Origin of the sequence: Pseudomonas sp. LF-5, assembly GCF_037626295.1 — a bacterium.
Classification (GTDB): Bacteria; Pseudomonadota; Gammaproteobacteria; order Pseudomonadales; family Pseudomonadaceae; genus Aquipseudomonas; species Aquipseudomonas monsensis.
The window spans coordinates 147,839-166,971 of sequence record NZ_JARKMT010000010.1 but is presented as its reverse complement, the minus strand read 5'-3'; the positions used below and the strand labels follow the sequence as shown (position 1 = coordinate 166,971).

Here is a 19,133-nt window from a genome sequence, read left to right as displayed (position 1 = left end):
GCGCACCTGTGGCGAGGGGATTTATCCCCTTTCGGCTGCGCAGCAGTCGCAGAGTCAGCGACTGGGTTCTGTCTGGAGAATTGCAGTGTCTGGAGGGGGGCTGCTTTGCAGCCCAGCGGGGATGAATCCCCTCGCCACAATGGCCCCATCCAGATTCTGCGTCAGATCAGAACACCGAGACGTAATCGCCCAGCTCGACCTGTACCGATTTGATGCGTGTGTAGTTGGTCAGTGAGCTGATGCCGTTTTCACGGCCCACGCCCGACTGCTTGTAACCGCCCACCGGCATTTTCGCGTCGGACTCGCCCCAGGCGTTGATCCAGCAGATACCGGCTTCCAGCTGATGAATCACGCGGTGCGCGCGGTTCAGGTCTTTGGTCACGATACCGGCGGCCAGGCCGAAGTCGGTGTCGTTGGCGCGGCGGATCACTTCTTCTTCGGTCTCGTAGGAGAGGATCGCCATCACCGGGCCAAAGATTTCTTCACGGACGATGGTCATCTCGTCGGTGCAATCGGTGAACACGGTCGGTGCAACGAATGCGCCTTTGGCGAACTCGCCGTCGGTCAGACGCTCGCCGCCGCACAGGACGCGGGCACCTTCTTCTTTACCCTTGGCGATGTAACCCAGCACGCTTTCCATGTGGGCGAAGCTTACCAGCGGGCCGAAGTTGGTGTTTTCGTCTTCCGGGTTGCCGATGCGGATGCGCGCTACGCGCTCGACGATCTTGGCTTCGAAAGCGGCTTTCAGGTGGCTCGGTACGAACACGCGAGTGCCGTTGGTGCAGACCTGACCGGAGCTGTAGAAGTTGGCCATCATTGCGGTGTCGGCGGCGCGATCCAGGTCGGCGTCGTCGCAGATGATCAACGGCGATTTGCCGCCCAGTTCCATGGTCACGTCTTTCAGCGACGAAGCCGAAGCGCTGGCCATGACTTTCTTGCCGGTGTCGGTGCCGCCAGTGAAGGAGACTTTCTCGATGCGCGGGTGCTCGGTCAGCCAGGTGCCGACTTCACGGCCGCTGCCGGTCAGCACGTTGAACACGCCGTTGGGCAGGCCGGCTTCGGTGTAGATTTCGGCCAGTTTCAGGGTGGTCAGCGAGGTGACTTCGCTTGGCTTGAAGATCATCGCGTTACCGGCCGCCAGGGCTGGTGCGGATTTCCACAGGGCGATCTGGATCGGGTAGTTCCACGCGCCGATACCGGCGACTACGCCCAGCGGCTCGCGACGGGTGTAGACGAAAGACGTGTCACGCAGCGGGATCTGCTCGCCTTCGATCGCAGGTACCAGGCCTGCGTAGTATTCCAGCACGTCGGCGCCGGTGACGATGTCGACGTATTTGGTTTCGGAGAAGGCTTTACCGGTGTCCAGGGTTTCCAGCGCGGCCAGTTCATCGTTGCGCTCGCGCAGGATGTCGACGGCGCGACGCAGGATGCGCGAACGCTCCATGGCGGTCATCGCTGCCCAGATTTTCTGGCCCTTTTCCGCGCTGACCACGGCACGCTCGACGTCTTCCTTGGTCGCACGTTGCACGTTGGCGAGGACTTCACCGTTCGCCGGGTTGATGGCTTCGAAGGTGGCATCGCTGCCAGCGTCGGAGTACGCGCCATCAATGTAGAGTTTTTGCAGTTCGAAACGGGCCATAGTGTCCTCGCAAGTGCATGAGTGGTTGGCGTTGGTCACCGGGTGAGCCATGTAGCTGTGGCATCGCTGGTCGGTAACAGTTCAGGGGCTGAGCGTTTTCTGTGTGCTCTAGCTCACCTTCTTGGCCAATTGGAAATCCATGTATTCGTAAGCGATCTGTTGCGCCTGCGCCGTGTCGAAAGCGTCTCCCGACAAAGCGCCGCGCAACCACAAACCGTCAATCAACGCTGCCAGTCCTCGCGCGGCGCTGCGCGCATCTTCGAGCGGCAACACACGGCGGAACTCGCAGCACAGGTTGGAATACAGACGGTGATCGTTGATCCGCTGCAACCTGTGCAAAGACGGCTGGTGCATGCTGGTGGCCCAGAAGGCCAGCCAGGTTTTCATTGCCGGGCCATTGACCTGGCTGGCGTCGAAGTTGCCTTCGATGATCACCTGCAGATGCGCCCGTGGGCTGCTGTCTGCCAGCGCCTGACGGCGTGCGGTGACGTTCTCGCTGAGGACATTCATCAGATACCGCATCGTGGCGGCAATCAGGCCGTTCTTGTCCTGAAAGTAATGACTGATGATGCCGTTCGAGACACCGGCCAAACGGGCGATCAGCGCAATGCTGGCGTCCCCCATCCCGACCTGATCGACCGCCTGCAACGTGGCTTCGATCAGTTGTTGGCGGCGGATGGGTTGCATACCGACCTTGGGCATCTTGCACATCTCCTTAGGCCTTCCGGCGGACGAAAAACGGCTACCGGATTGAGGGCCAGTCTATTTTGTTTTGATTGAACGTTCAATCAACAAAGAATAAGATCTGCGACAAATCGTCGCGATTTACATATTTTTCCTACGTGTAAATGGCGATAAACCGACATCCGAAAATGCTTGAAACCTGCGTGGGGCATGGCGCGGTTCGCGATTCGATGGACGTGTTGAAAGGGCAAGACGCTCAGGGCCAGGTTTCGGATGAACGTCCAGACCTCGGCCACGAAAGCGATTCGCAGCGCCATTTCGGCAGGTTCGGGCTGTTTTCGGGGTGTCTTTATATCACCCGCCGGTCGGCTGCCAACTAACCGATTGGTCGGGTTCCGTGTTGCCTTGTGTTCTTCTCTCGCACTGCCTGGAGCATTTGTGCCATGAGTTCTGCCTCGCTTATAAAGACCCCGCCCGAGAAGGTGACGGTCAACGGTTGGGTGTTCTACACCTCTACCGCGCTGATTCTGTTGTTGACCGCCATTCTGATCATCGCCCCGCAAGAGGCCGGCAGATTGTTGGGTATCGCTCAGGCCTGGTTGTCGCGCAGCTTCGGCTGGTACTACATGGTGGTGATCGCCGCCTACCTGGTGTTTGTGGTGGGCCTGGCGTTTTCTTCCTACGGCAAACTCAAACTGGGCAGCAAGGACGACACCCCGGATTTCAGTTACGGCGCCTGGGCGGGGATGCTGTTCTCGTCGGGTATCGGTATTTCGCTGCTGTACTTCGGCGCGTCCGAGCCGCTGGACCACTACTTCAATCCGCCGGAAGGCGCAGCGGCCACCAACATGGCCGCGCGTCAGGCGGTGCAATTGACGTTCCTGCACTGGGGCCTGCACGGCTGGGCGATCTACGCGCTGGTCGGTCTGGCCGTGGCGTACTTCGCTTACCGTCATAACCAGCCGTTGGCACTGCGTTCGGCGTTGTATCCGCTGGTGGGCGAGCGTTGGGTCAAAGGCGCGGCCGGTCACGCGGTGGACGGCTTCGGCATGTTCGTGACCCTGCTGGGTCTGGTGACCAACCTGGGGATCGGTTCGCTGCAAGTGTCCTCCGGCCTCGAAAACCTGTTCGGCATGGAACACAGCAACACTAACCTGCTGATCGTGATCATCGTGATGAGCACCGTGGCGACCATCGCTGCGGTGTCGGGTGTGGAAAACGGCATCCGTCGTCTGTCCAACCTGAATATTGTGCTGTTCAGCGGTCTGCTGATTTTCGTGCTGTTGTTTGGCCCGACTTTGCACCTGCTCAACGGCTTCGTACAGAACATCGGCGATTACCTCAACGGCGTGGTGCTGAAGACTTTCGACCTGTACGTCTATGAAGGCGACAGCGCCAAGTCCGACCGCTGGTTGGGCCTGTGGACTCTGTTCTACTGGGCGTGGTGGATTTCCTGGGCACCATTCGTTGGCATGTTCATCGCGCGTATTTCCCGTGGCCGTACCGTGCGTGAACTGGTGGCCGGCGTGCTGCTGATTCCGCTGGGCTTCACTTTGGCCTGGCTGTCGATCTTCGGTAACTCGGCACTGGATCTGGTGATGAACCAGGGGGCGGTGGAGCTTGGCAAGACGGCGCTGGAACAGCCGTCGATGGCGATTTATCAATTGCTGGAGCACTACCCGGCGTCGAAAGTCGTCATCGGTGTGTCGATCTTTGTTGGCTTCGTGCTGTTCCTGACCCCGGCCGACTCCGGCGCGGTGATGATGGCGAATCTGTCCTGCAAGGGCGGTAACGTCGACGAAGATGCGCCGCACTGGCTGCGGATCTTCTGGTCGGTGGTGATCACGCTGGTGACCATCGGTCTGCTGTTCGCCGGTAACTTCGAAGCCATGCAAACCATGGTGGTGCTGGCCGGTCTGCCGTTCTCGGTGGTGCTGGTGTTCTTCATGTTCGGCCTGCACAAGGCGATGCGCCAGGACGTGCAGATCGAACAGGAGCAGGCGCAACTGGCTGAGCGCGGTCGTCGTGGTTTCAGCGAGCGTCTGACGCAGCTGGATCTGCAGCCGAGCCAATCGGTGGTGCAACGCTTCATGGACAAGCAGGTCAGCCCGGCGCTGGAAGACGCGGCCGCTCAAATGCGTGTTCAGGGGCTGGAAGTGCAGACACTGCTGGGCAAATCCAAGCGCTGCATGGGCGTGCGTGTCGAGATGGAAGAGGGCAACCCTTTCGTCTACGAAGTGAGCCTGGACGGCTACCTCGCGACCCCGACCGAATCGGCTCAGTCCGATGAGGCGCGTCAGCGTTACTACCGCGCCGAGGTGTATCTGCACAACGGCAGCCAGGACTACGACCTGATGGGCTTCACGCAGGATCAGATCACGCGCGATGTGCTTGATCAGTTTGAAAGCCATCGGCAGCTTCTTGGCCGGGTGTATAGCTAAGGTCAAAAGCTGACCCTCACCCCAACCCTCTCCCTAAGGGAGAGGGGGAAAGGGAGCAGATCGGGGGCTTTTCAAAGCCTGAGTTCGACTCGAAATTTCAATGCCAGTCAAAAGCCCCTCACCCAACCCTCCCGAAACGTCGGACCGCCCGTAGGGAGAGGGAGCTGACCGAGGTGTCTGGCGTTGTACATCGACCTGAAAGATCGAGTCGATTATGGATTCGGTGAAGCAAGATCAGGTCGGTGTAGATCTGCAGCATCCCCCGGTCGGTCCCCTCTCCCTTTGGGAGAGGGCTAGGGTGAGGGGGCTTTTCCCTGGCCCAATAAAAAGGGATCGCTCACCGCGATCCCTTTTTTTATCCCTGCCTTAACCGAGGTTCTTGCCCAGCAACGCGTGATACAACTCACTGTCGCCCAAGATCCCCACCACATGGTTGTTGTCGTGCAGCACCAGTTTGTTGCCGGTCTGGTAGCGAATCTGCAGCGCGTCACGCATACCGATGTTCGAGTCCACCAGCGTCGGCTTGCGCTCCAGAGCCTCCACGGCTTGGCCCGGTGCCCAGTTCTGCAGGTTCAGCACCGAACCGTTCTGCCGCGCGCCTTTGATGGTGTTGCCTTCGGCCAGGTCCAGCCACGAATCGCCGCCCGGATCGAGGCACACCGAACCGTTGATGCGTTTGCAGTTGTCCAGGGTGCGCATCAGGCTGCGGCCGCAGAGCACGTTGAGCGGGTTGGTGTGGGCAACGAAGGTGCGCACGTAGTCGTCCGCCGGGTTCAGCACGATCTCTTCCGGCACGCTGTACTGGATGATCCGGCCGTCTTTCATGATCGCGATGCGGCTACCGAGTTTCAGCGCTTCATCAAGGTCATGGCTGACGAACACGATGGTCTTGCTCAGCTTGCGTTGCAGTTCCAGCAGTTCATCCTGCAGACCCTGACGGATCAGCGGGTCGAGTGCCGAGAACGGTTCGTCCATCAGCAGGATATCGGCGTCCATCGCCAGCGCCCGGGCCAGGCCTACGCGCTGCTGCATACCGCCGGAGAGTTCGTCAGGCTTCTTGTTGCGCCATTGGGTCAGGCCAACCAGTTCGAGCTTTTCATCGACGAGCTTCTTGCGTTCCTTCTCCGGGCGACCCTGCATTTCCAGTCCGAAACTGATGTTCTCGCGCACCGTCAGCCACGGCATCAGGGCGAACTTCTGGAACACCATGGCGATGCGTTTGGTGCGCATCATCTTCAGCTCGGCCGGGGTGCAGGAGGCGATGTCGATCTGGCGGTTTTCATGCTCGACGAACAGCTTGCCGCGGCTCACGGTGTTGAGGCCGTTGATGCAGCGCAGCAGGCTCGATTTGCCGGAGCCGGACAGGCCCATCAGCACGCAGATCTCGCCCTTGTTGATGTCCAGCGTGGCTTTTTCCACACCGACAATCTGTCCGGTCTTTTTCAGGATCTCGTTGCGGGTCATGCCCTGATCCAGCAGCTTGAGTGCCTCGCGCGGATCCTTGGAGAAGATTACGTCGACGTCTTCGAAGCGAATTATGCTCATGCGTCACCCCCTACTTTGGCGTCGGGTTGTTTGCAGATACGGTCGAGCATGATCGCCAGCAGTACGATCGCCAGGCCCGCTTCGAAGCCCAGGGCGATATCAGCAGTGTTCAGTGCGTTGACCACCGGTTTGCCGAGTCCATCGGCGCCCACCAGTGCCGCGATCACCACCATCGACAGCGACAACATGATGCACTGGGTGATGCCGGCCGCGATGCTCGGCATGGCGTGAGGCAGTTCGATCCGTGAAAGCAATTGGCGACGCGAGCAGCCGAAGGCCTTGCCGGCGTCCATCAGTTCTTGCGGGACATCGCGGATGCCCAGGTAGGTCAGGCGGATCGGCGCAGCGATGGCGAACACCACTGTGGAGATCAGGCCCGGCACCACACCCAGCCCGAAGAGGGTCAGGGTAGGAATGAGGTAAACGAAGGTCGGTACGGTCTGCATCAGATCGAGTACCGGACGCATCAACGTGTAGAACATCGGTTTGTGCGCGGCGACGATGCCCAACGGCACGCCGATGACCACGCAGACCAGGGTCGCGAACATGACCTGGGCGAGGGTTTCCATGGTTTCCTGCCAGTACCCCAGGTTGAGGATCAGCAGGAACGAGGCGATTACAAAAGCAGTCAGTCCCCATTTGCGCTGGATGAAATGCGCGAGCAATGCAATGAGGCCGATCAAGACGAAGGGATTGAACCAGGTCAGCGCAAACGTCACGCCGTGGATCATCGTTTCCAGGGTCACGGCGATTGCGTCGAAGGTGTTGGCGCCGTGTTGCGTCAACCATTCAACGAAGCCCGCGATGTACTGGCCTAAAGGGATTTTCTGATCAATCAGCATGGTAGTGAACGTCCGCATGCAAGGAAATAAACAGCCCGGACGGCTTACGCCGTCCGGCATAAGCGATTACTGCAGTTTGGCTTTCACGGCCTCCAGGCCAGGTTTACCGTCAATGGTGGTCACGCCAGCGAGCCAGGTATCGAGCACCTGTGGATTCTTCTTCAGCCAGGCCTTGGCAGCCGCGTCAGGCTTCATCTTGTCGTCGAGGATGTTGCCCATCAGTTCACTTTCCATGTCGACGGTGAACTCCAGGTTCTTCAGCAACTGGCCGACGTTGCTGCATTCCTCGGCGTAGCCCTTGCGGGTGTTGGTCGCCACGGTCGCTGCACCGAAATCGGGGCCGAAGAAATCGTCGCCACCGGTCAGGTATTGAATCTTGAAGCGCTTGTTCATCGGGTGCGGTGCCCAGCCGAGGAAGACCACGGCGGTGTCGCGTTTCTGCGCCCGGTCGACCTGCGAGAGCATCCCCGCTTCGGACGATTCCACGACCTTGAAGCCGGCGTCCTTCAGGCCGAAGGCGTTCTTGTCGATCATGCTCTGGATCAGACGGTTGCCGTCGTTGCCTGGCTCGATGCCGTAAATCTTGCCGTCGAGTTCTTTCTTGAATTTGGCAATGTCGGCGAAGTCGTGCAGACCCTTGTCATACAGCGCCTGAGGAACGGCGAGGGTGTACTTGGCGCCCTTCAGGTTGGTGCGCACGGTTTCCACGGTGCCGGCATCGCGGTAGGCCTTGATGTCGTTTTCCATGGTCGGCATCCAGTTACCCAGGAACACGTCCATGTTCTTGCCGTCGGCCAGCGACTTGTAGGTCACGGGCACGGAGATCATGGTGGTCTTGGTCTTGTAGCCGAGGGCGTTGAGCACGACGCTGGTGGTCGCGGTAGTCGCGGTGATGTCGGTCCAGCCGACATCGGAGAAGTTAACGGTACTGCACTGCGCCGGTTCTGCGGCTTGAGCCAGTAACGGCAGACTCAGCATGGCGGCCAACAACAACGACGGGGAACCTTTCATGGATGGACTCCTTGGTGTTTTTTTTGGCAGTGTTCCGACTGGACCACCGCACTTATAGGTTGCGGTTGGATGGCGTTCTGGAGACAGCTCTACCACGGCGCCTTGCAATCGAGTCATAACGATCATGTACCAGTGAAAATCTGACGCCTACAGGGTGGGTCGTATCCAGTACAGGGATGGTCGCATCCAGTGTCAGTGACGTCGTTTACAGCTTTTTTCAGCCCCGTTTGGCCATCTGAACCGCATAAAAACGGCGAAAACCGGGGACGAAAGCGGCACGGCGTTGGTGGGCATGAGTGCGTCGGTGTCAGACGCCGTGCGCCCCGACAAAAGCCTGATGATGCGGGCATTCCGGCGGATCGCAGCTTGAGCGTAGCAGCTCCGCCAGCGGGCGCTTCAAGCCCGGGAACGGCATCCTCAGGAGCTCTGCAGCAATGGCTATCAGCGTTTTCGACCTGTTCAAAATCGGCATCGGCCCGTCCAGTTCCCACACCGTCGGGCCGATGCGCGCCGCGGCGTTGTTCGTCGAGTCGCTCAGGGACAAACACCTGCTGGAACAGGTGCGTCGTATAGAAGTGCAACTGTTCGGTTCGCTGTCGGCCACCGGTATCGGGCATGGCAGCGACAACGCGGTGATCATGGGCCTGATGGGCGAGTGGCCGGACGCAATCGACCCGTCGCAGATCGGCCCGCGCATCCAGGCCCTGCGTGAAACCCACACCCTGTTATTGGATGGGCGCTTGTCGGTGCCGTTTGTCTGGGCGCGCGACATGCGCCTGATCGACGAGAATCTGCCGTTCCACCCCAACGCGATGACCCTGATTGCCGAAGGCGATCACGGGGATATTCATCGCGACACCTACTATTCGGTCGGTGGCGGTTTTGTGGTGGATCAGGCGCAGGCCTCCAGCGGTGTGGTCGATCTGGATCGCACCGAATTGCCGTATGACTTTTCCAGCGCGGTCGAGCTGCTGGAACTGTGCAAACAGAACAACCTGCGCGTCGCTGAACTGATGATGGCCAACGAAAAGGTCTGGCGCAGCGAAGAGGAAATTCGCGCCGGGCTGATGAAACTGTGGCGGGCGATGCAGGATTGCGTCGAGCAGGGCCTCAAGCACGAAGGCATCCTCCCCGGTGGTCTGAATGTGCGCCGGCGGGCAGCGAAGTTACATCGCAGCCTGCAGGAACTGAACAAGCCCAACGTAATCGGCTCGACCCTCAGCGCCATGGAATGGGTCAACCTGTTTGCCCTCGCGGTCAATGAAGAGAACGCGGCCGGTGGGCGCATGGTCACGGCGCCGACCAATGGTGCAGCGGGGATCATCCCGGCGGTGTTGCACTACTTTATGAAGTTCAGTGAGGCGGTGACTGACGCCAACGTCGTCGACTACTTTCTGGGCGCCGCGGCGGTGGGCATTCTGTGCAAGAAGAACGCCTCGATCTCCGGTGCCGAAGTCGGCTGCCAGGGCGAGGTCGGTTCGGCCTGCGCAATGGCGGCGGCGGGGCTGGCGGAGATTTTGGGCGCGACGCCGGAGCAACTGTGCAACGCGGCGGAGATTGGCCTGGAGCATAACCTCGGGCTGACCTGCGATCCGGTGGGCGGGCTGGTGCAGGTGCCGTGCATCGAGCGCAATGCGATTGCGGCGGTGAAGGCGATCAACGCGGCGCAGATGGCGCTGCGTGGGGACGGTCAGCACTTTATCTCGCTGGACCGGGTGATCCGCACCATGCGTGATACCGGTGCCGACATGCATGACAAATATAAAGAGACGTCGCGGGGTGGGCTGGCGGTCAGCGCGGTTGAGTGCTAAGTCAGCGCCACCGAGGTGAATTCTTCGCGAGCAAGCTCGCTCCCACAGGAGAACGCATTCCAAATGTGGGAGCAAGCTCGCTCCCACAGGTGAACGCATTCCAAATGTGGGAGCGAGCTTGCTCGCGAAGGCGTCAGACCAGTCAAAACTGCTCGCTAACGGAACACACATAACCGCAGGCGCCACCTTTTAGCGCGTCGCAATCAGATAAGAGTCTTTCCCAGCCACAGTGCGCCATTTGCACCACCTACCGTCCGTCACCCGTGCCTGCGGTGACACTCACCGTAAACTGCGCGCAGGCCCGTTCCCACAAGTGCTACCGATTTGCTCACACGCCTCGGGGCAGGGCGCTCAGCGACACTAATGGCGCTTCGAAACACCTTTCGTCGGACGTCTTGAATAGACGCGTCGCGACGTCGTTTTCAGGAGTTATTGAACAGCCATTCAATTTTAGGCATGGCAATTGCTCTGTCATAACAAAGCCCGTCTCCCACCCGAGAACGCTGGCAATAACAAGAGCCTCCGCCTGAGGCCATCACCCGCTTTGTGTGAGGAGATACCGCGATGACGTCGTTCAACTCCGGGGCTCAACCCCAGAACCGTGCGCCTCAATCCATCGGCTTTCTGCTGCTGGACAATTTCACGCTGATTTCCCTGGCCTCTGCGGTAGAGCCGCTACGCATGGCCAACCAATTGTCCGGTCGCGAGCTGTATCGCTGGAGCACCCTCACCGTCGATGGCGGTCAGGTGTGGGCCAGTGACGGTCTGCAAATCACCCCCGATGCCTCCATGCACAAAGCGCCACCGCTGGACACCGTGATTGTCTGCGGCGGGATCGGCATTCAACGCACCGTGACCCGTGAGCATGTGTCGTGGTTGCAAAGCCAGGCGCGCCAGTCCAAGCGTCTCGGCGCCGTGTGCACCGGCAGTTGGGCTTTGGCCTGCGCCGGCCTGCTCGACGGTTTTGATTGCAGCGTGCACTGGGAATGTCTGGCGGCGATGCAGGAAGCTTTCCCACGCGTGGCGATGAGCACTCGCTTGTTCACCCTCGACCGTAACCGCTTCACCAGCTCTGGCGGTACTGCGCCACTGGACATGATGTTGCACCTGATCAGCCGCGATCACGGCCGTGAGCTGTCCGCCGCGATCTCGGAAATGTTTGTCTACGAACGCATCCGCAACGAACAGGATCACCAGCGTGTGCCGCTCAAGCACATGCTCGGCACCAACCAGCCGAAGCTGCAGGAAATCGTCGCGCTGATGGAAGCCAATCTGGAAGAGCCGATCGACCTCGACGAACTGGCGGTGTACGTCGCCGTGTCGCGTCGGCAGCTGGAGCGCCTGTTCCAGAAATACCTGCACTGCTCGCCGTCGCGCTACTACCTCAAGCTACGCCTGATCCGCGCGCGGCAGTTGCTCAAGCAGACGCCGATGTCGATCATCGAAGTGGCTTCGGTGTGTGGTTTCGTGTCGACGCCGCACTTCTCCAAGTGCTACCGCGAATACTTCGGCATTCCGCCGCGTGACGAACGCGTAGGCTCCAACACCACCCAGCAAGTGGCGATGATGCCGCTGCCGCAGGCGATCGTGATGTCGCCGCTGTCGGGGCCGATGTCGGCGTTGAGTCAGGCGCGTAATGAGTCGACATTTGCCAGTGTGAGGCTGTAGACCGGGTCGCCCCTATCGCTGGCAAGCCAGCTCCCACAGGTTCTTTGGTGATACAGATATCTTGATCACACCGAACAGCCCTGTGGGAGCTGGCTTGCCAGCGATGGCGGCCTGTCAGGCGCTGCGAGTCTGCTGGTACTGCGCCAGTGCCGGCAATAACTGTTTATCAAAAGCCTCACGCACTGCCGGCAAAATAGTCGCGCTGCTGGTGTACATCTGCTTGACCATCGTACGCAACGTGTTCGCCCGAACATCGTCCAGACCCCGTACGGCGTATTCGCAGGCTTGCTCTGCGGTAGCGCCCGACGGCACTTCGAAACCCAACGCCTTGAGCTGGCCCAGCAAGTCTTCCTGATCAATCAAATCGGCATACATCATGACGCGCATCCTTCTTCGGTAACGGAGGTCGTGGCTCGATTCTGGTAGCCATGCCGGAGCACGGCAAGGGCGATTTGTCGCAGTGGCTGCGACGGCTATGAACAGGTCGTTTTCGGCTAACTCAGTGCCAAGGGGAGTGGGCACACTGGCGCAAGCTCGCTACAGACGGTTTGGTCACCCTCGGCTGGCAGCTCCTCAACAGTACCCTCTGCCCCGATCCTGTCACGGCTTGTATCGGGGCTTTTTTTGGTCTGTGAATCAAAGATGTTCGCGTTGTTGTTGCTGACGCCATCGCTGGCAAGCCAGCTCCCACAGGTTTTGGGCCTTGTCACTTATCTGTTGTCGGCGCCGACCCTGTGGGAGCGGGCTTGCCCGCGATGAACGATGACGCGGTTTACCTTTGCAACACCAGAATGCGCGACAACAACTCATCCCGATCGACATAGCAACCCTGGAAATGCCGCGCCCCGGTGGCCGGGTCAAACGCATTGCGCGCATGCAGCGTGCGGCGGTTATCGAAGCACCACAGCTCCCCTGGATTAAGCCGCTGCATCAGCCGAAACCGTGGCTCGCGGGTCATCGCGATCAAGCGTCGATAGGCGCGATACAGCAGCGGCATCTGCTCCACCGATGTATCGAATGCCCCGCGCAGAAAGTTCGCCATGCGAATCTCCGCAACCCGCCCCAACGCATCCAGAGCAATGATCGGCGCCAGGCAGCGATAGTCGCTGTGGCGATCCTTGTTGCGGAATTCCACGGGGATTTCGCACAGCGCGTGAAACAGCTGCGGCGCTTCCTGACGCAAGGCGTCGGCAATCGCAAAACCATCGACAAAAATACTCTCGCCACCCGCGGCGTCATTCACCAGGCAATGCAGAAACTGCAGCCCCGGTTGCAGCTCGCGAGTCGGCAAGTCCGTGTGCAATGGCAGGTTGAAAGCGGTGTAGGCGTTGCTGTCGGCATCGGCCTTGGATTGCACGTTGAACAGCACGCCGAAATTGCTCTCGCGGATGAACGAAATACGCTGCGCGATCAGCTTCAGCGAGCCCGGTTCGGTGGGCACACCGCGCACCTGGGTCAGGCCGATGTCGCGCACCGCGATCAACCATTGCAGCAGGGCGCTGTTGTCATTCATCAGCGCGGCGTAGTCGAACACCGGCAACTGCAAATCGCTGCGCCACAGGCAGGCTTTGGGCTTGGCGGCCAGACGTTCGGCCCGGGACGCGTCATCGTAGGCGTGGGCGCGCAGCCACCCGGGGTCGAAGCGGCTGCGGTGACCGTCCTGCCAGTCGATGCGCAGGCAGCCGTCGCTGTCGATGTGGGTACTGGCGGGGGTGAGGTCCGGCGCGGCGTCGACGATCTCGAACACTTGCTCGCGGGTAACACTGTAGACGCACTGCTCGCAGGGGCAGTTGTCCCGCAACCAGACATGATGAAACGGGCTGAAACGGCCGTCAGCCCATTCGATGGCAACGCGATCCGCCAGGTTCTGCACGCCACCGAGCGCGCTGATCAACGGATAAGTACGGAAGTCGGCAACAGCGGCAGCGGTGTTCATGGCGGCTCCTTGCGATAGATGATTTACCGGGCAGGCGGCAGGGCGATGACCCGGCCGATGTAAGCGGGAGCGGGCAGGTCTTGTTGCTCGACGACGATGGCTTGCAGCCGGCTCAGGGTGTCCGGGGTGAACGGTGCCGAGCGCGGGCCGGCGAGGTCGACGTGCAGCAGCATCTGTTCGTTGCCGGCCAGTTCCTGGTCGCCGCCAACCAGGTGCAGGCTGTGATAAAGGTGCAGGCGTTTGCTGTCATGGCCGATGATTTGCGTGCGCACTTCGACCTCGGCGTCGAGCTTCACTTCGTGCAGGTAGTTGAGGTGCAGTTCGAGGGTGAACAGTGAATGGCCGCTGGCTTCGCGGTTGTTGCTGTCCATGCCGAGACGGTCCATCAGGGCGTCGGTGGCGTAGCTGAAAATCAGCAGGTAGAAGGCGTCGCGCAGGTGGCCGTTGTAGTCGACCCAGTCGGGGATGATGGTGGTTTGGTAGGTGGTGAGGGTGGGCATGATTGGGTTCCGGTAGTTGGCGAGTCGTTAAGATCAAGAGCTACCCCCTCACCCCAGCCCTCTCCCCCAGGGGGGAGAGGGGGAAAGGGAGCAGATCCGGGGGCCTTTCAAAACTTGAGTTCGGCTCGGTGGTGCAAGTCGGCTTAGCTTGCATGAGCACCGCGGTCAGTCCCCTCTTCTCCCAGGGGGAAAGGGAGCAGATCCGGGGGGCTTTCAAACTTGAGTTCGGCTCGATAGTTCAGGTCGGTGCAGCTCGCATGAACACCTCGGTCAGTCCCCTCTCCCTCCGGGAGAGGGCTAGGGTGAGGGCCGCGATGTCATGCCAGCCCCATCACTCGCTAAAACTCATCCCATGCTTTTCCTTGGTGCTCTTCACCGCCTCCAGCACCGCCAGCAGACAATCATCACGATAGCGCTCCAGCGCCGAAATGCTGTGCCGGCCCAACTGATCACTGGTGCCATCGACTACATCGTCGATCAGCTTGTCGGTCAGCTCAGGTGCTGGCAGATAGGTCCACGGCAACTGCAATGCCGGGCCGAATTGCGACATGAAGTGACGCATACCCGCGTCACCGCCGGCCAGGGTGTAAGTCAGGAAGGTGCCCATGAACGACCAGCGCAGACCGGCGCCGAATCGGATTGCATCGTCGATCTCGCCAGTGGTCGCCACGCCATCGTTGACCAGGTGCAGTGCCTCACGCCACAGCGCTTCGAGCAGACGGTCAGCGATGAATCCCGGCACTTCCTTGCGCACGTGCAGCGGGCGCATGCCGAGGGATTCGTAGACTGTCATCGCCGCTTGCACGGCTTCGGGCGCGGTGTTCTTGCCGCCGACCACTTCCACCAGCGGCAACAGGTAAACCGGGTTGAACGGGTGGCCGACCACGCAGCGCTCAGGATGGGTCGAGCTCTCGTAGAACTCGCTCGGCAGCAGGCCGGAAGTGCTCGAGCCGATCAAGGCATTGGGTTTGGCCGCCGCGCTGATTTTGCTGTGCAGCTCGAGTTTCAGTTCCAGACGTTCCGGGGCGCTTTCCTGGATGAAGTCGGCATCACGCACGCATTCCTCGATGGTCGCGACAAAGCGCAGACGATCCTGCGAAGCGCCGGGCGCCAGGCCGTTTTTCTCCAGCGCGCTCCAGGCATTGGCCACGCGTTTACGCAGTGCGGCCTCAGCGCCGGGCGCCGGGTCCCAGGCCACCACGTCGAGGCCGTGGGCGAGGGCGCGCGCAACCCAGCCGCTGCCGATGACACCGCTGCCAAGGGCGGCGAAGGTTTTGATGTCGGTGATAAAGCTCATGGTGATTTCCTGAGAAAGTTCGGTGATCCCTGTGGAAACTCTGTTCTTGTGGCGAGGGGATTTATGTTCACAGGGGAGAAAGGGTGAGGTTCAGCCGCGCTGGGTCAGGCCCATTTTCTTGCGGCCTTCCGCCGGGGTCAGCACCCGGGCGCCGAGGCGGCTGAGGATCTCGGTGGCGCGTTCGACCAGTTGGCCGTTGGTCGCCAGCACGCCCTTGTCCAGCCACAGGTTGTCTTCCAGCCCGACCCGCACGTTGCCGCCCAACAGCACCGCTTGCGCGGCCATCGGCATCTGCATCCGGCCGATGCCAAACCCGGCCCACACCGCGTCGGCGGGCAGGTTGTCGACCATGGCTTTCATGGTGGTGGTATCCGCCGGTGCGCCCCACGGAATGCCCAGGCACAGCTGGAACAGTGGGTTATCGAGCAGGCCTTCCTTGATCATCTGCTTGGCGAACCACAGGTGCCCGGTGTCGAAAATCTCCAGCTCGGCCTTCACCCCCAGTTCGGTGATGCGCTTGGCGCCGGCACGCAGTTGTGCCGGTGTGGACACGTAAATGGTGTCGCCATCGCCGAAGTTCAGGGTGCCGCAATCAAGGGTGCAGATTTCCGGCAGCAGCTGTTCAACGTGAGCCAGACGGGTCAGCGGACCGACCAGATCGGTGTTCGGACCGAACTCCATCGGGTTCTCGCCCGCGCCGATTTCGAGGTCGCCGCCCATGCCGGCGGTGAGGTTGACGATGATGTCGACGTCGGCTTCGCGGATGCGCTCCATCACCTCGCGGTAGAGCGCCACGTCACGGCTGAACTTGCCGGTCTGCGGGTCGCGCACATGGCAGTGCACAACCGTGGCGCCGGCCTTGGCTGCTTCAACGGCAGCAGCGGCGATCTGTTTCGGGGTGACCGGCACGTGGGGGCTCTTGGCGGTCGTGTCGCCAGCACCGGTGAGTGCGCAGGTGATGATGACGTCGTGGTTCATGGTGCGGTTTCCTTCAGGCGTGATGGGTCTGTTCGCAGCCCTGTTTCGGGCTGCGAAGCGTCAGTCAGTCCCCTCTCCCCGGGGAGAGGGTGAGGGGCTGTTCAATCGAGGGTTATTTGCTGGTCAGTTGCAGGTTTTCAGCGGCCGGTTTGCCGTCGAAGGTGGTCACACCGTCGAGCCAGCGCTGCTTGTCTTCCGGGTGATCCTTGAGCCACTGCCTGGCCGATTCGAAGGCGTCTTTGTGATCGAGCAGCGGTTGCATCATCCGGCTCTCGTCTTCGGCGGTGAACGTCAGGTTGCTCAGCAGGCGGCCGACGTTCGGGCATTGTTCGGTGTATTTCGGCGCGGTGACGGTCCAGACGGTGGCCATGCCTTCGTTCGGGCCGAGGGCGTCGTCGCTGCCGGTGAGGTAAGTCATTTTTACGTTGACGTTCATCGGGTGCGGCGCCCAGCCGAAGAACACCACGGCCTCCTTGCGGCGCACGGCACGGTCAACGGCGGCGAGCATCCCGGCTTCGCTGGACTCGACCAGCTGGAATTTGCCGAGACCGAACTGGTTCTTGGCGATCATTGCCTTGATCTGCGTGTTGGCGCCCGAGCCCGGTTCGATGCCGTAAATCTTGCCACCCAGTTCTTTCTCGAATTTGGCGATGTCGGCGAAGGTTTTCAGGCCCTTGTCGGCCAGATAGGTCGGCACGGCGAGGGTGGCGCGGGCGTCCTTCAGGCTCGGCGCCGGCAAGACCTTGACCTGATTGGCGTCGACGAACGGGGTGATGGTCTGGGTCATCAGCGGGTTCCAGTAGCCGAGGAACAGGTCCAGGCGCTGATCGCGAATCCCGGCGAAGATGATTTGCTGGGAGGCGCTGGTTTGTTTGGTGCTGTAGCCGAGGCCGTCGAGCAGCACCTGGGTCATGGCACTGGTGGCGATCACGTCGGTCCAGTTGACCACGCCCATGCGCACGTTCTGGCACGAGGCGGGTTCGGCCGCCATGACGCTGGCGCTCAAGAAAGCGGTACCGCTGAGTGCAAGAACACAGCTGCTGATCAGTCGTTTCATGTCGGGTTCCTCGGCAGGTCGTTTATTGTGGTTCCCGGCGTCTGATGCGCCGGTGATGCCAAGTTACGCAGCTACGCCCCCGTAAAAACGCACTGCGGCGACTGGCATTTGCACTGTAGCGACCTGCGCGCTTGAACGCTGACGACAATCGGCGTATCAACGATCCACGCTCCCCTCCCTCTCGTTACCCGCGAATCGAGTGCGCCCATGTCCCAGGATTTCTATTTCTTGCTGATGCCGGGGTTCTCCGCCATCGGCTTTATCTCTGCGATCGAACCGCTGCGGGTGGCCAACCGCTTTCGTGGCGAGCTGTATCGCTGGCACGTGCTCAGTGCTGATGGCGGGGCAGTGCTGGCGAGCAATGGCATGTCGGTCAACGCCGATGCGGCGCTGGAGCCGCTGAAGAAAGGTGCGACGTTGTTGGTGGTGGCCGGGTTCGAACCGCTGAAGTTCGCCACGCCCACCCTCGAGCACTGGTTGCGACGGCTGGACAACGAAGGCGTGACCCTCGGCGCGATCGACACCGGCAGCTTCGTGCTCGCTGAGGCCGGTTTGCTCGATGGTCATCGCCTGACCCTGCACTGGGAGGCCATTGACGCGTTCAAGGAATCGTATCCACAGCTCAGCGTGACCCAGGAACTGTTCGAGATCGACCGCCGGCGCATCACCTCGGCCGGCGGCACCGCGTCTATCGACTTAATGCTCGATCTGATCGCCCAGGCCCACGGCCCGCAACTGGCGATTCAGGTCAGCGAGCAGTTCGTATTGGGGCGGATCCGCCCGCGCAAAGACCACCAGCGCATGGAAGTCGCTACGCGTTATGGGATCAGCAACAAAAAACTGGTGCAGGTGATTGGTGAGATGGAGCAGCACAGTGAGCCGCCGCTGACCACGCTGCAACTGGCGGATTCGATCAAGGTGACGCGGCGGCAGCTGGAGCGTTTGTTTCGGCTGCACTTGAATGACACGCCGAGCAATTTCTATCTGCGTTTGAGGCTGGAGAAGGCCCGGCAGCTACTGCGCCAGACCGACATGAGCGTACTTGAAGTCAGCATCGCCTGCGGGTTTGAATCTCCGTCCTACTTCACCCGCAGCTACCGTGCCCGCTTCGCTCGTTGCCCGCGCGAAGACCGGCGTACCGCCCAGGCCTGATCTTGAGGCCAGCAAATAAACCTGTGGGAGCGAGCTTGCTCGCGAACGCGGTAGATCATTCGAAAAAACTGTCGACTGACACTCCCTCTTCGCGAGCAAGCTCGCTCCCACATGGATTTACTGTGCTTGCGCGAACAGGTTACTTCTTCACCAGCGCCGAACACGCCGCTTTGTAAGCCTCATGCTGATACTTGTTCAGCGTCCCCGGCAGCTCGAAATTATGCTTCTTCGCCTGCGCGTTGATCGTCTGCGGCGACAACAACGTCACCTCACACCCGTCCAGCAGTTGAAACACACCCTCGATCTTGAACGTGGTCGGCCCACCGGCAAACTCGCCCTTCTTGCTGCGCTTCTTGATCGCAATCCGGTCAATCGAATGCTCGCGCACAAACGACGCGACCTGCGCCGCGAAGCGTTTGACGTTGGCCGCCTCGTCATCATCGTCGAGGGCGATTTTCTTGGTATTGAGCGCCACATGGCTCAGCGTTGCCCCGTCGAGAGCGGCCACGGCGATGATCGCTTCGCTGCCTTTGATTTCGATGCCGCAGATGTTCATGGGGAATTCCTTGAAG

The 19,133-nt window shown here is 60.7% G+C and carries 16 protein-coding genes; 4 read left to right on the top strand and 12 right to left on the bottom strand.

Features of this window, described 5'->3' with window-relative positions; all coding sequences use genetic code 11:
• Positions 1 to 166: 166 nt before the first annotated feature.
• Together betB and betI are read right to left on the bottom strand one after the other, a co-directional pair.
• On the bottom strand, positions 167 to 1,639 hold the full coding sequence (gene betB / locus PseuLF5_RS23335) for a betaine-aldehyde dehydrogenase (protein ID WP_123469433.1): 1,473 nt from the start codon (positions 1,637 to 1,639) through the stop codon (positions 167 to 169).
• A gap of 108 nt (positions 1,640 to 1,747) precedes the next feature.
• Positions 1,748 to 2,341, bottom strand: a complete 594-nt coding sequence (gene betI, locus PseuLF5_RS23330; RefSeq protein ID WP_077574838.1) for a transcriptional regulator BetI — start codon at positions 2,339 to 2,341, stop codon at positions 1,748 to 1,750.
• Positions 2,342 to 2,766: 425 nt separating this feature from the next.
• Between betI and betT the strand changes: the two genes are divergently transcribed.
• Complete coding sequence (gene betT, locus PseuLF5_RS23325) at positions 2,767 to 4,764, top strand: choline BCCT transporter BetT (protein ID WP_123469429.1); 1,998 nt, start codon at positions 2,767 to 2,769, stop codon at positions 4,762 to 4,764.
• 366 nt (positions 4,765 to 5,130) lie between these two features.
• Here the strand turns inward: betT and choV are convergent, their stop codons facing one another.
• The 3 genes from choV to PseuLF5_RS23310 form a co-directional block, all read right to left on the bottom strand.
• Positions 5,131 to 6,309, bottom strand: coding sequence for a choline ABC transporter ATP-binding protein (gene choV / locus PseuLF5_RS23320; RefSeq protein ID WP_123469427.1), 1,179 nt, complete (start codon positions 6,307 to 6,309; stop codon positions 5,131 to 5,133).
• Entirely contained in the window at positions 6,306 to 7,151 is an 846-nt protein-coding gene (choW, locus tag PseuLF5_RS23315) for a choline ABC transporter permease subunit (RefSeq protein ID WP_123469425.1), read from the bottom strand. Before choW ends, choV begins: the two co-directional genes overlap by 4 nt.
• Positions 7,152 to 7,217: 66 nt before the next feature.
• Positions 7,218 to 8,162, bottom strand: coding sequence for a choline ABC transporter substrate-binding protein (locus tag PseuLF5_RS23310; protein ID WP_123469423.1), 945 nt, complete (start codon positions 8,160 to 8,162; stop codon positions 7,218 to 7,220).
• 434 nt (positions 8,163 to 8,596) lie between these two features.
• Between PseuLF5_RS23310 and PseuLF5_RS23305 the strand changes: the two genes are divergently transcribed.
• On the top strand, positions 8,597 to 9,973 hold the full coding sequence (locus PseuLF5_RS23305) for an L-serine ammonia-lyase (RefSeq protein WP_222834141.1): 1,377 nt from the start codon (positions 8,597 to 8,599) through the stop codon (positions 9,971 to 9,973).
• Positions 9,974 to 10,537: 564 nt separating this feature from the next.
• Positions 10,538 to 11,641 carry a GlxA family transcriptional regulator gene (locus PseuLF5_RS23300; protein WP_064589578.1) on the top strand — a complete coding sequence of 368 codons (1,104 nt, stop codon included), beginning with the start codon at positions 10,538 to 10,540 and terminating at the stop codon, positions 11,639 to 11,641.
• A gap of 114 nt (positions 11,642 to 11,755) precedes the next feature.
• Here the strand turns inward: PseuLF5_RS23300 and PseuLF5_RS23295 are convergent, their stop codons facing one another.
• The 6 genes from PseuLF5_RS23295 to PseuLF5_RS23270 form a co-directional block, all read right to left on the bottom strand.
• Positions 11,756 to 12,019, bottom strand: coding sequence for a hypothetical protein (locus tag PseuLF5_RS23295; protein ID WP_003228989.1), 264 nt, complete (start codon positions 12,017 to 12,019; stop codon positions 11,756 to 11,758).
• Between the two features lie 394 nt (positions 12,020 to 12,413).
• Positions 12,414 to 13,577, bottom strand: a complete 1,164-nt coding sequence (locus tag PseuLF5_RS23290; protein WP_267805914.1) for a gamma-butyrobetaine dioxygenase — start codon at positions 13,575 to 13,577, stop codon at positions 12,414 to 12,416.
• A gap of 23 nt (positions 13,578 to 13,600) precedes the next feature.
• Positions 13,601 to 14,077: a thioesterase family protein gene (locus tag PseuLF5_RS23285; RefSeq protein ID WP_123469415.1), complete on the bottom strand. Its 477-nt coding sequence runs from the start codon at positions 14,075 to 14,077 to the stop codon at positions 13,601 to 13,603.
• A 331-nt stretch (positions 14,078 to 14,408) separates the two neighbouring features.
• A complete protein-coding gene (locus PseuLF5_RS23280; RefSeq protein WP_340134820.1) occupies positions 14,409 to 15,374 on the bottom strand; it encodes an L-carnitine dehydrogenase in 966 nt (321 codons plus the stop codon).
• A 90-nt stretch (positions 15,375 to 15,464) separates the two neighbouring features.
• Positions 15,465 to 16,352: a 3-keto-5-aminohexanoate cleavage protein gene (locus PseuLF5_RS23275; protein ID WP_213026799.1), complete on the bottom strand. Its 888-nt coding sequence runs from the start codon at positions 16,350 to 16,352 to the stop codon at positions 15,465 to 15,467.
• Positions 16,353 to 16,464: 112 nt separating this feature from the next.
• The gene (locus PseuLF5_RS23270) at positions 16,465 to 17,409 is read right to left on the bottom strand and encodes a choline ABC transporter substrate-binding protein (protein ID WP_340134819.1); all 945 of its coding nucleotides are present in this window, start codon (positions 17,407 to 17,409) and stop codon (positions 16,465 to 16,467) included.
• 207 nt (positions 17,410 to 17,616) lie between these two features.
• On the opposite strand from PseuLF5_RS23270, the gene PseuLF5_RS23265 reads away from it, so the two are divergent.
• Positions 17,617 to 18,561, top strand: a complete 945-nt coding sequence (locus tag PseuLF5_RS23265; RefSeq protein WP_128614060.1) for a GlxA family transcriptional regulator — start codon at positions 17,617 to 17,619, stop codon at positions 18,559 to 18,561.
• A gap of 139 nt (positions 18,562 to 18,700) precedes the next feature.
• Here PseuLF5_RS23265 and PseuLF5_RS23260 read toward each other — a convergent pair whose 3' ends face one another.
• Entirely contained in the window at positions 18,701 to 19,117 is a 417-nt protein-coding gene (locus PseuLF5_RS23260) for a DUF3010 family protein (protein ID WP_123469407.1), read from the bottom strand.
• Positions 19,118 to 19,133: the final 16 nt, after the last annotated feature.

Bases quoted from the DNA above. Each gene is read 5' to 3' on its own strand.
- betB (WP_123469433.1), bottom strand. From the start codon at position 1,639: ATGGCCCGTTTCGAACTGCAAAAACTCTACATTGATGGCGCGTACTCC.
- betI (WP_077574838.1), bottom strand. From the start codon at position 2,341: ATGCCCAAGGTCGGTATGCAACCCATCCGCCGCCAACAACTGATCGAA.
- betT (WP_123469429.1), top strand. From the start codon at position 2,767: ATGAGTTCTGCCTCGCTTATAAAGACCCCGCCCGAGAAGGTGACGGTC.
- choV (WP_123469427.1), bottom strand. From the start codon at position 6,309: ATGAGCATAATTCGCTTCGAAGACGTCGACGTAATCTTCTCCAAGGAT.
- choW (WP_123469425.1), bottom strand. From the start codon at position 7,151: ATGCTGATTGATCAGAAAATCCCTTTAGGCCAGTACATCGCGGGCTTC.
- PseuLF5_RS23310 (WP_123469423.1), bottom strand. From the start codon at position 8,162: ATGAAAGGTTCCCCGTCGTTGTTGTTGGCCGCCATGCTGAGTCTGCCG.
- PseuLF5_RS23305 (WP_222834141.1), top strand. From the start codon at position 8,597: ATGGCTATCAGCGTTTTCGACCTGTTCAAAATCGGCATCGGCCCGTCC.
- PseuLF5_RS23300 (WP_064589578.1), top strand. From the start codon at position 10,538: ATGACGTCGTTCAACTCCGGGGCTCAACCCCAGAACCGTGCGCCTCAA.
- PseuLF5_RS23295 (WP_003228989.1), bottom strand. From the start codon at position 12,019: ATGATGTATGCCGATTTGATTGATCAGGAAGACTTGCTGGGCCAGCTC.
- PseuLF5_RS23290 (WP_267805914.1), bottom strand. From the start codon at position 13,577: ATGAACACCGCTGCCGCTGTTGCCGACTTCCGTACTTATCCGTTGATC.
- PseuLF5_RS23285 (WP_123469415.1), bottom strand. From the start codon at position 14,077: ATGCCCACCCTCACCACCTACCAAACCACCATCATCCCCGACTGGGTC.
- PseuLF5_RS23280 (WP_340134820.1), bottom strand. From the start codon at position 15,374: ATGAGCTTTATCACCGACATCAAAACCTTCGCCGCCCTTGGCAGCGGT.
- PseuLF5_RS23275 (WP_213026799.1), bottom strand. From the start codon at position 16,352: ATGAACCACGACGTCATCATCACCTGCGCACTCACCGGTGCTGGCGAC.
- PseuLF5_RS23270 (WP_340134819.1), bottom strand. From the start codon at position 17,409: ATGAAACGACTGATCAGCAGCTGTGTTCTTGCACTCAGCGGTACCGCT.
- PseuLF5_RS23265 (WP_128614060.1), top strand. From the start codon at position 17,617: ATGTCCCAGGATTTCTATTTCTTGCTGATGCCGGGGTTCTCCGCCATC.
- PseuLF5_RS23260 (WP_123469407.1), bottom strand. From the start codon at position 19,117: ATGAACATCTGCGGCATCGAAATCAAAGGCAGCGAAGCGATCATCGCC.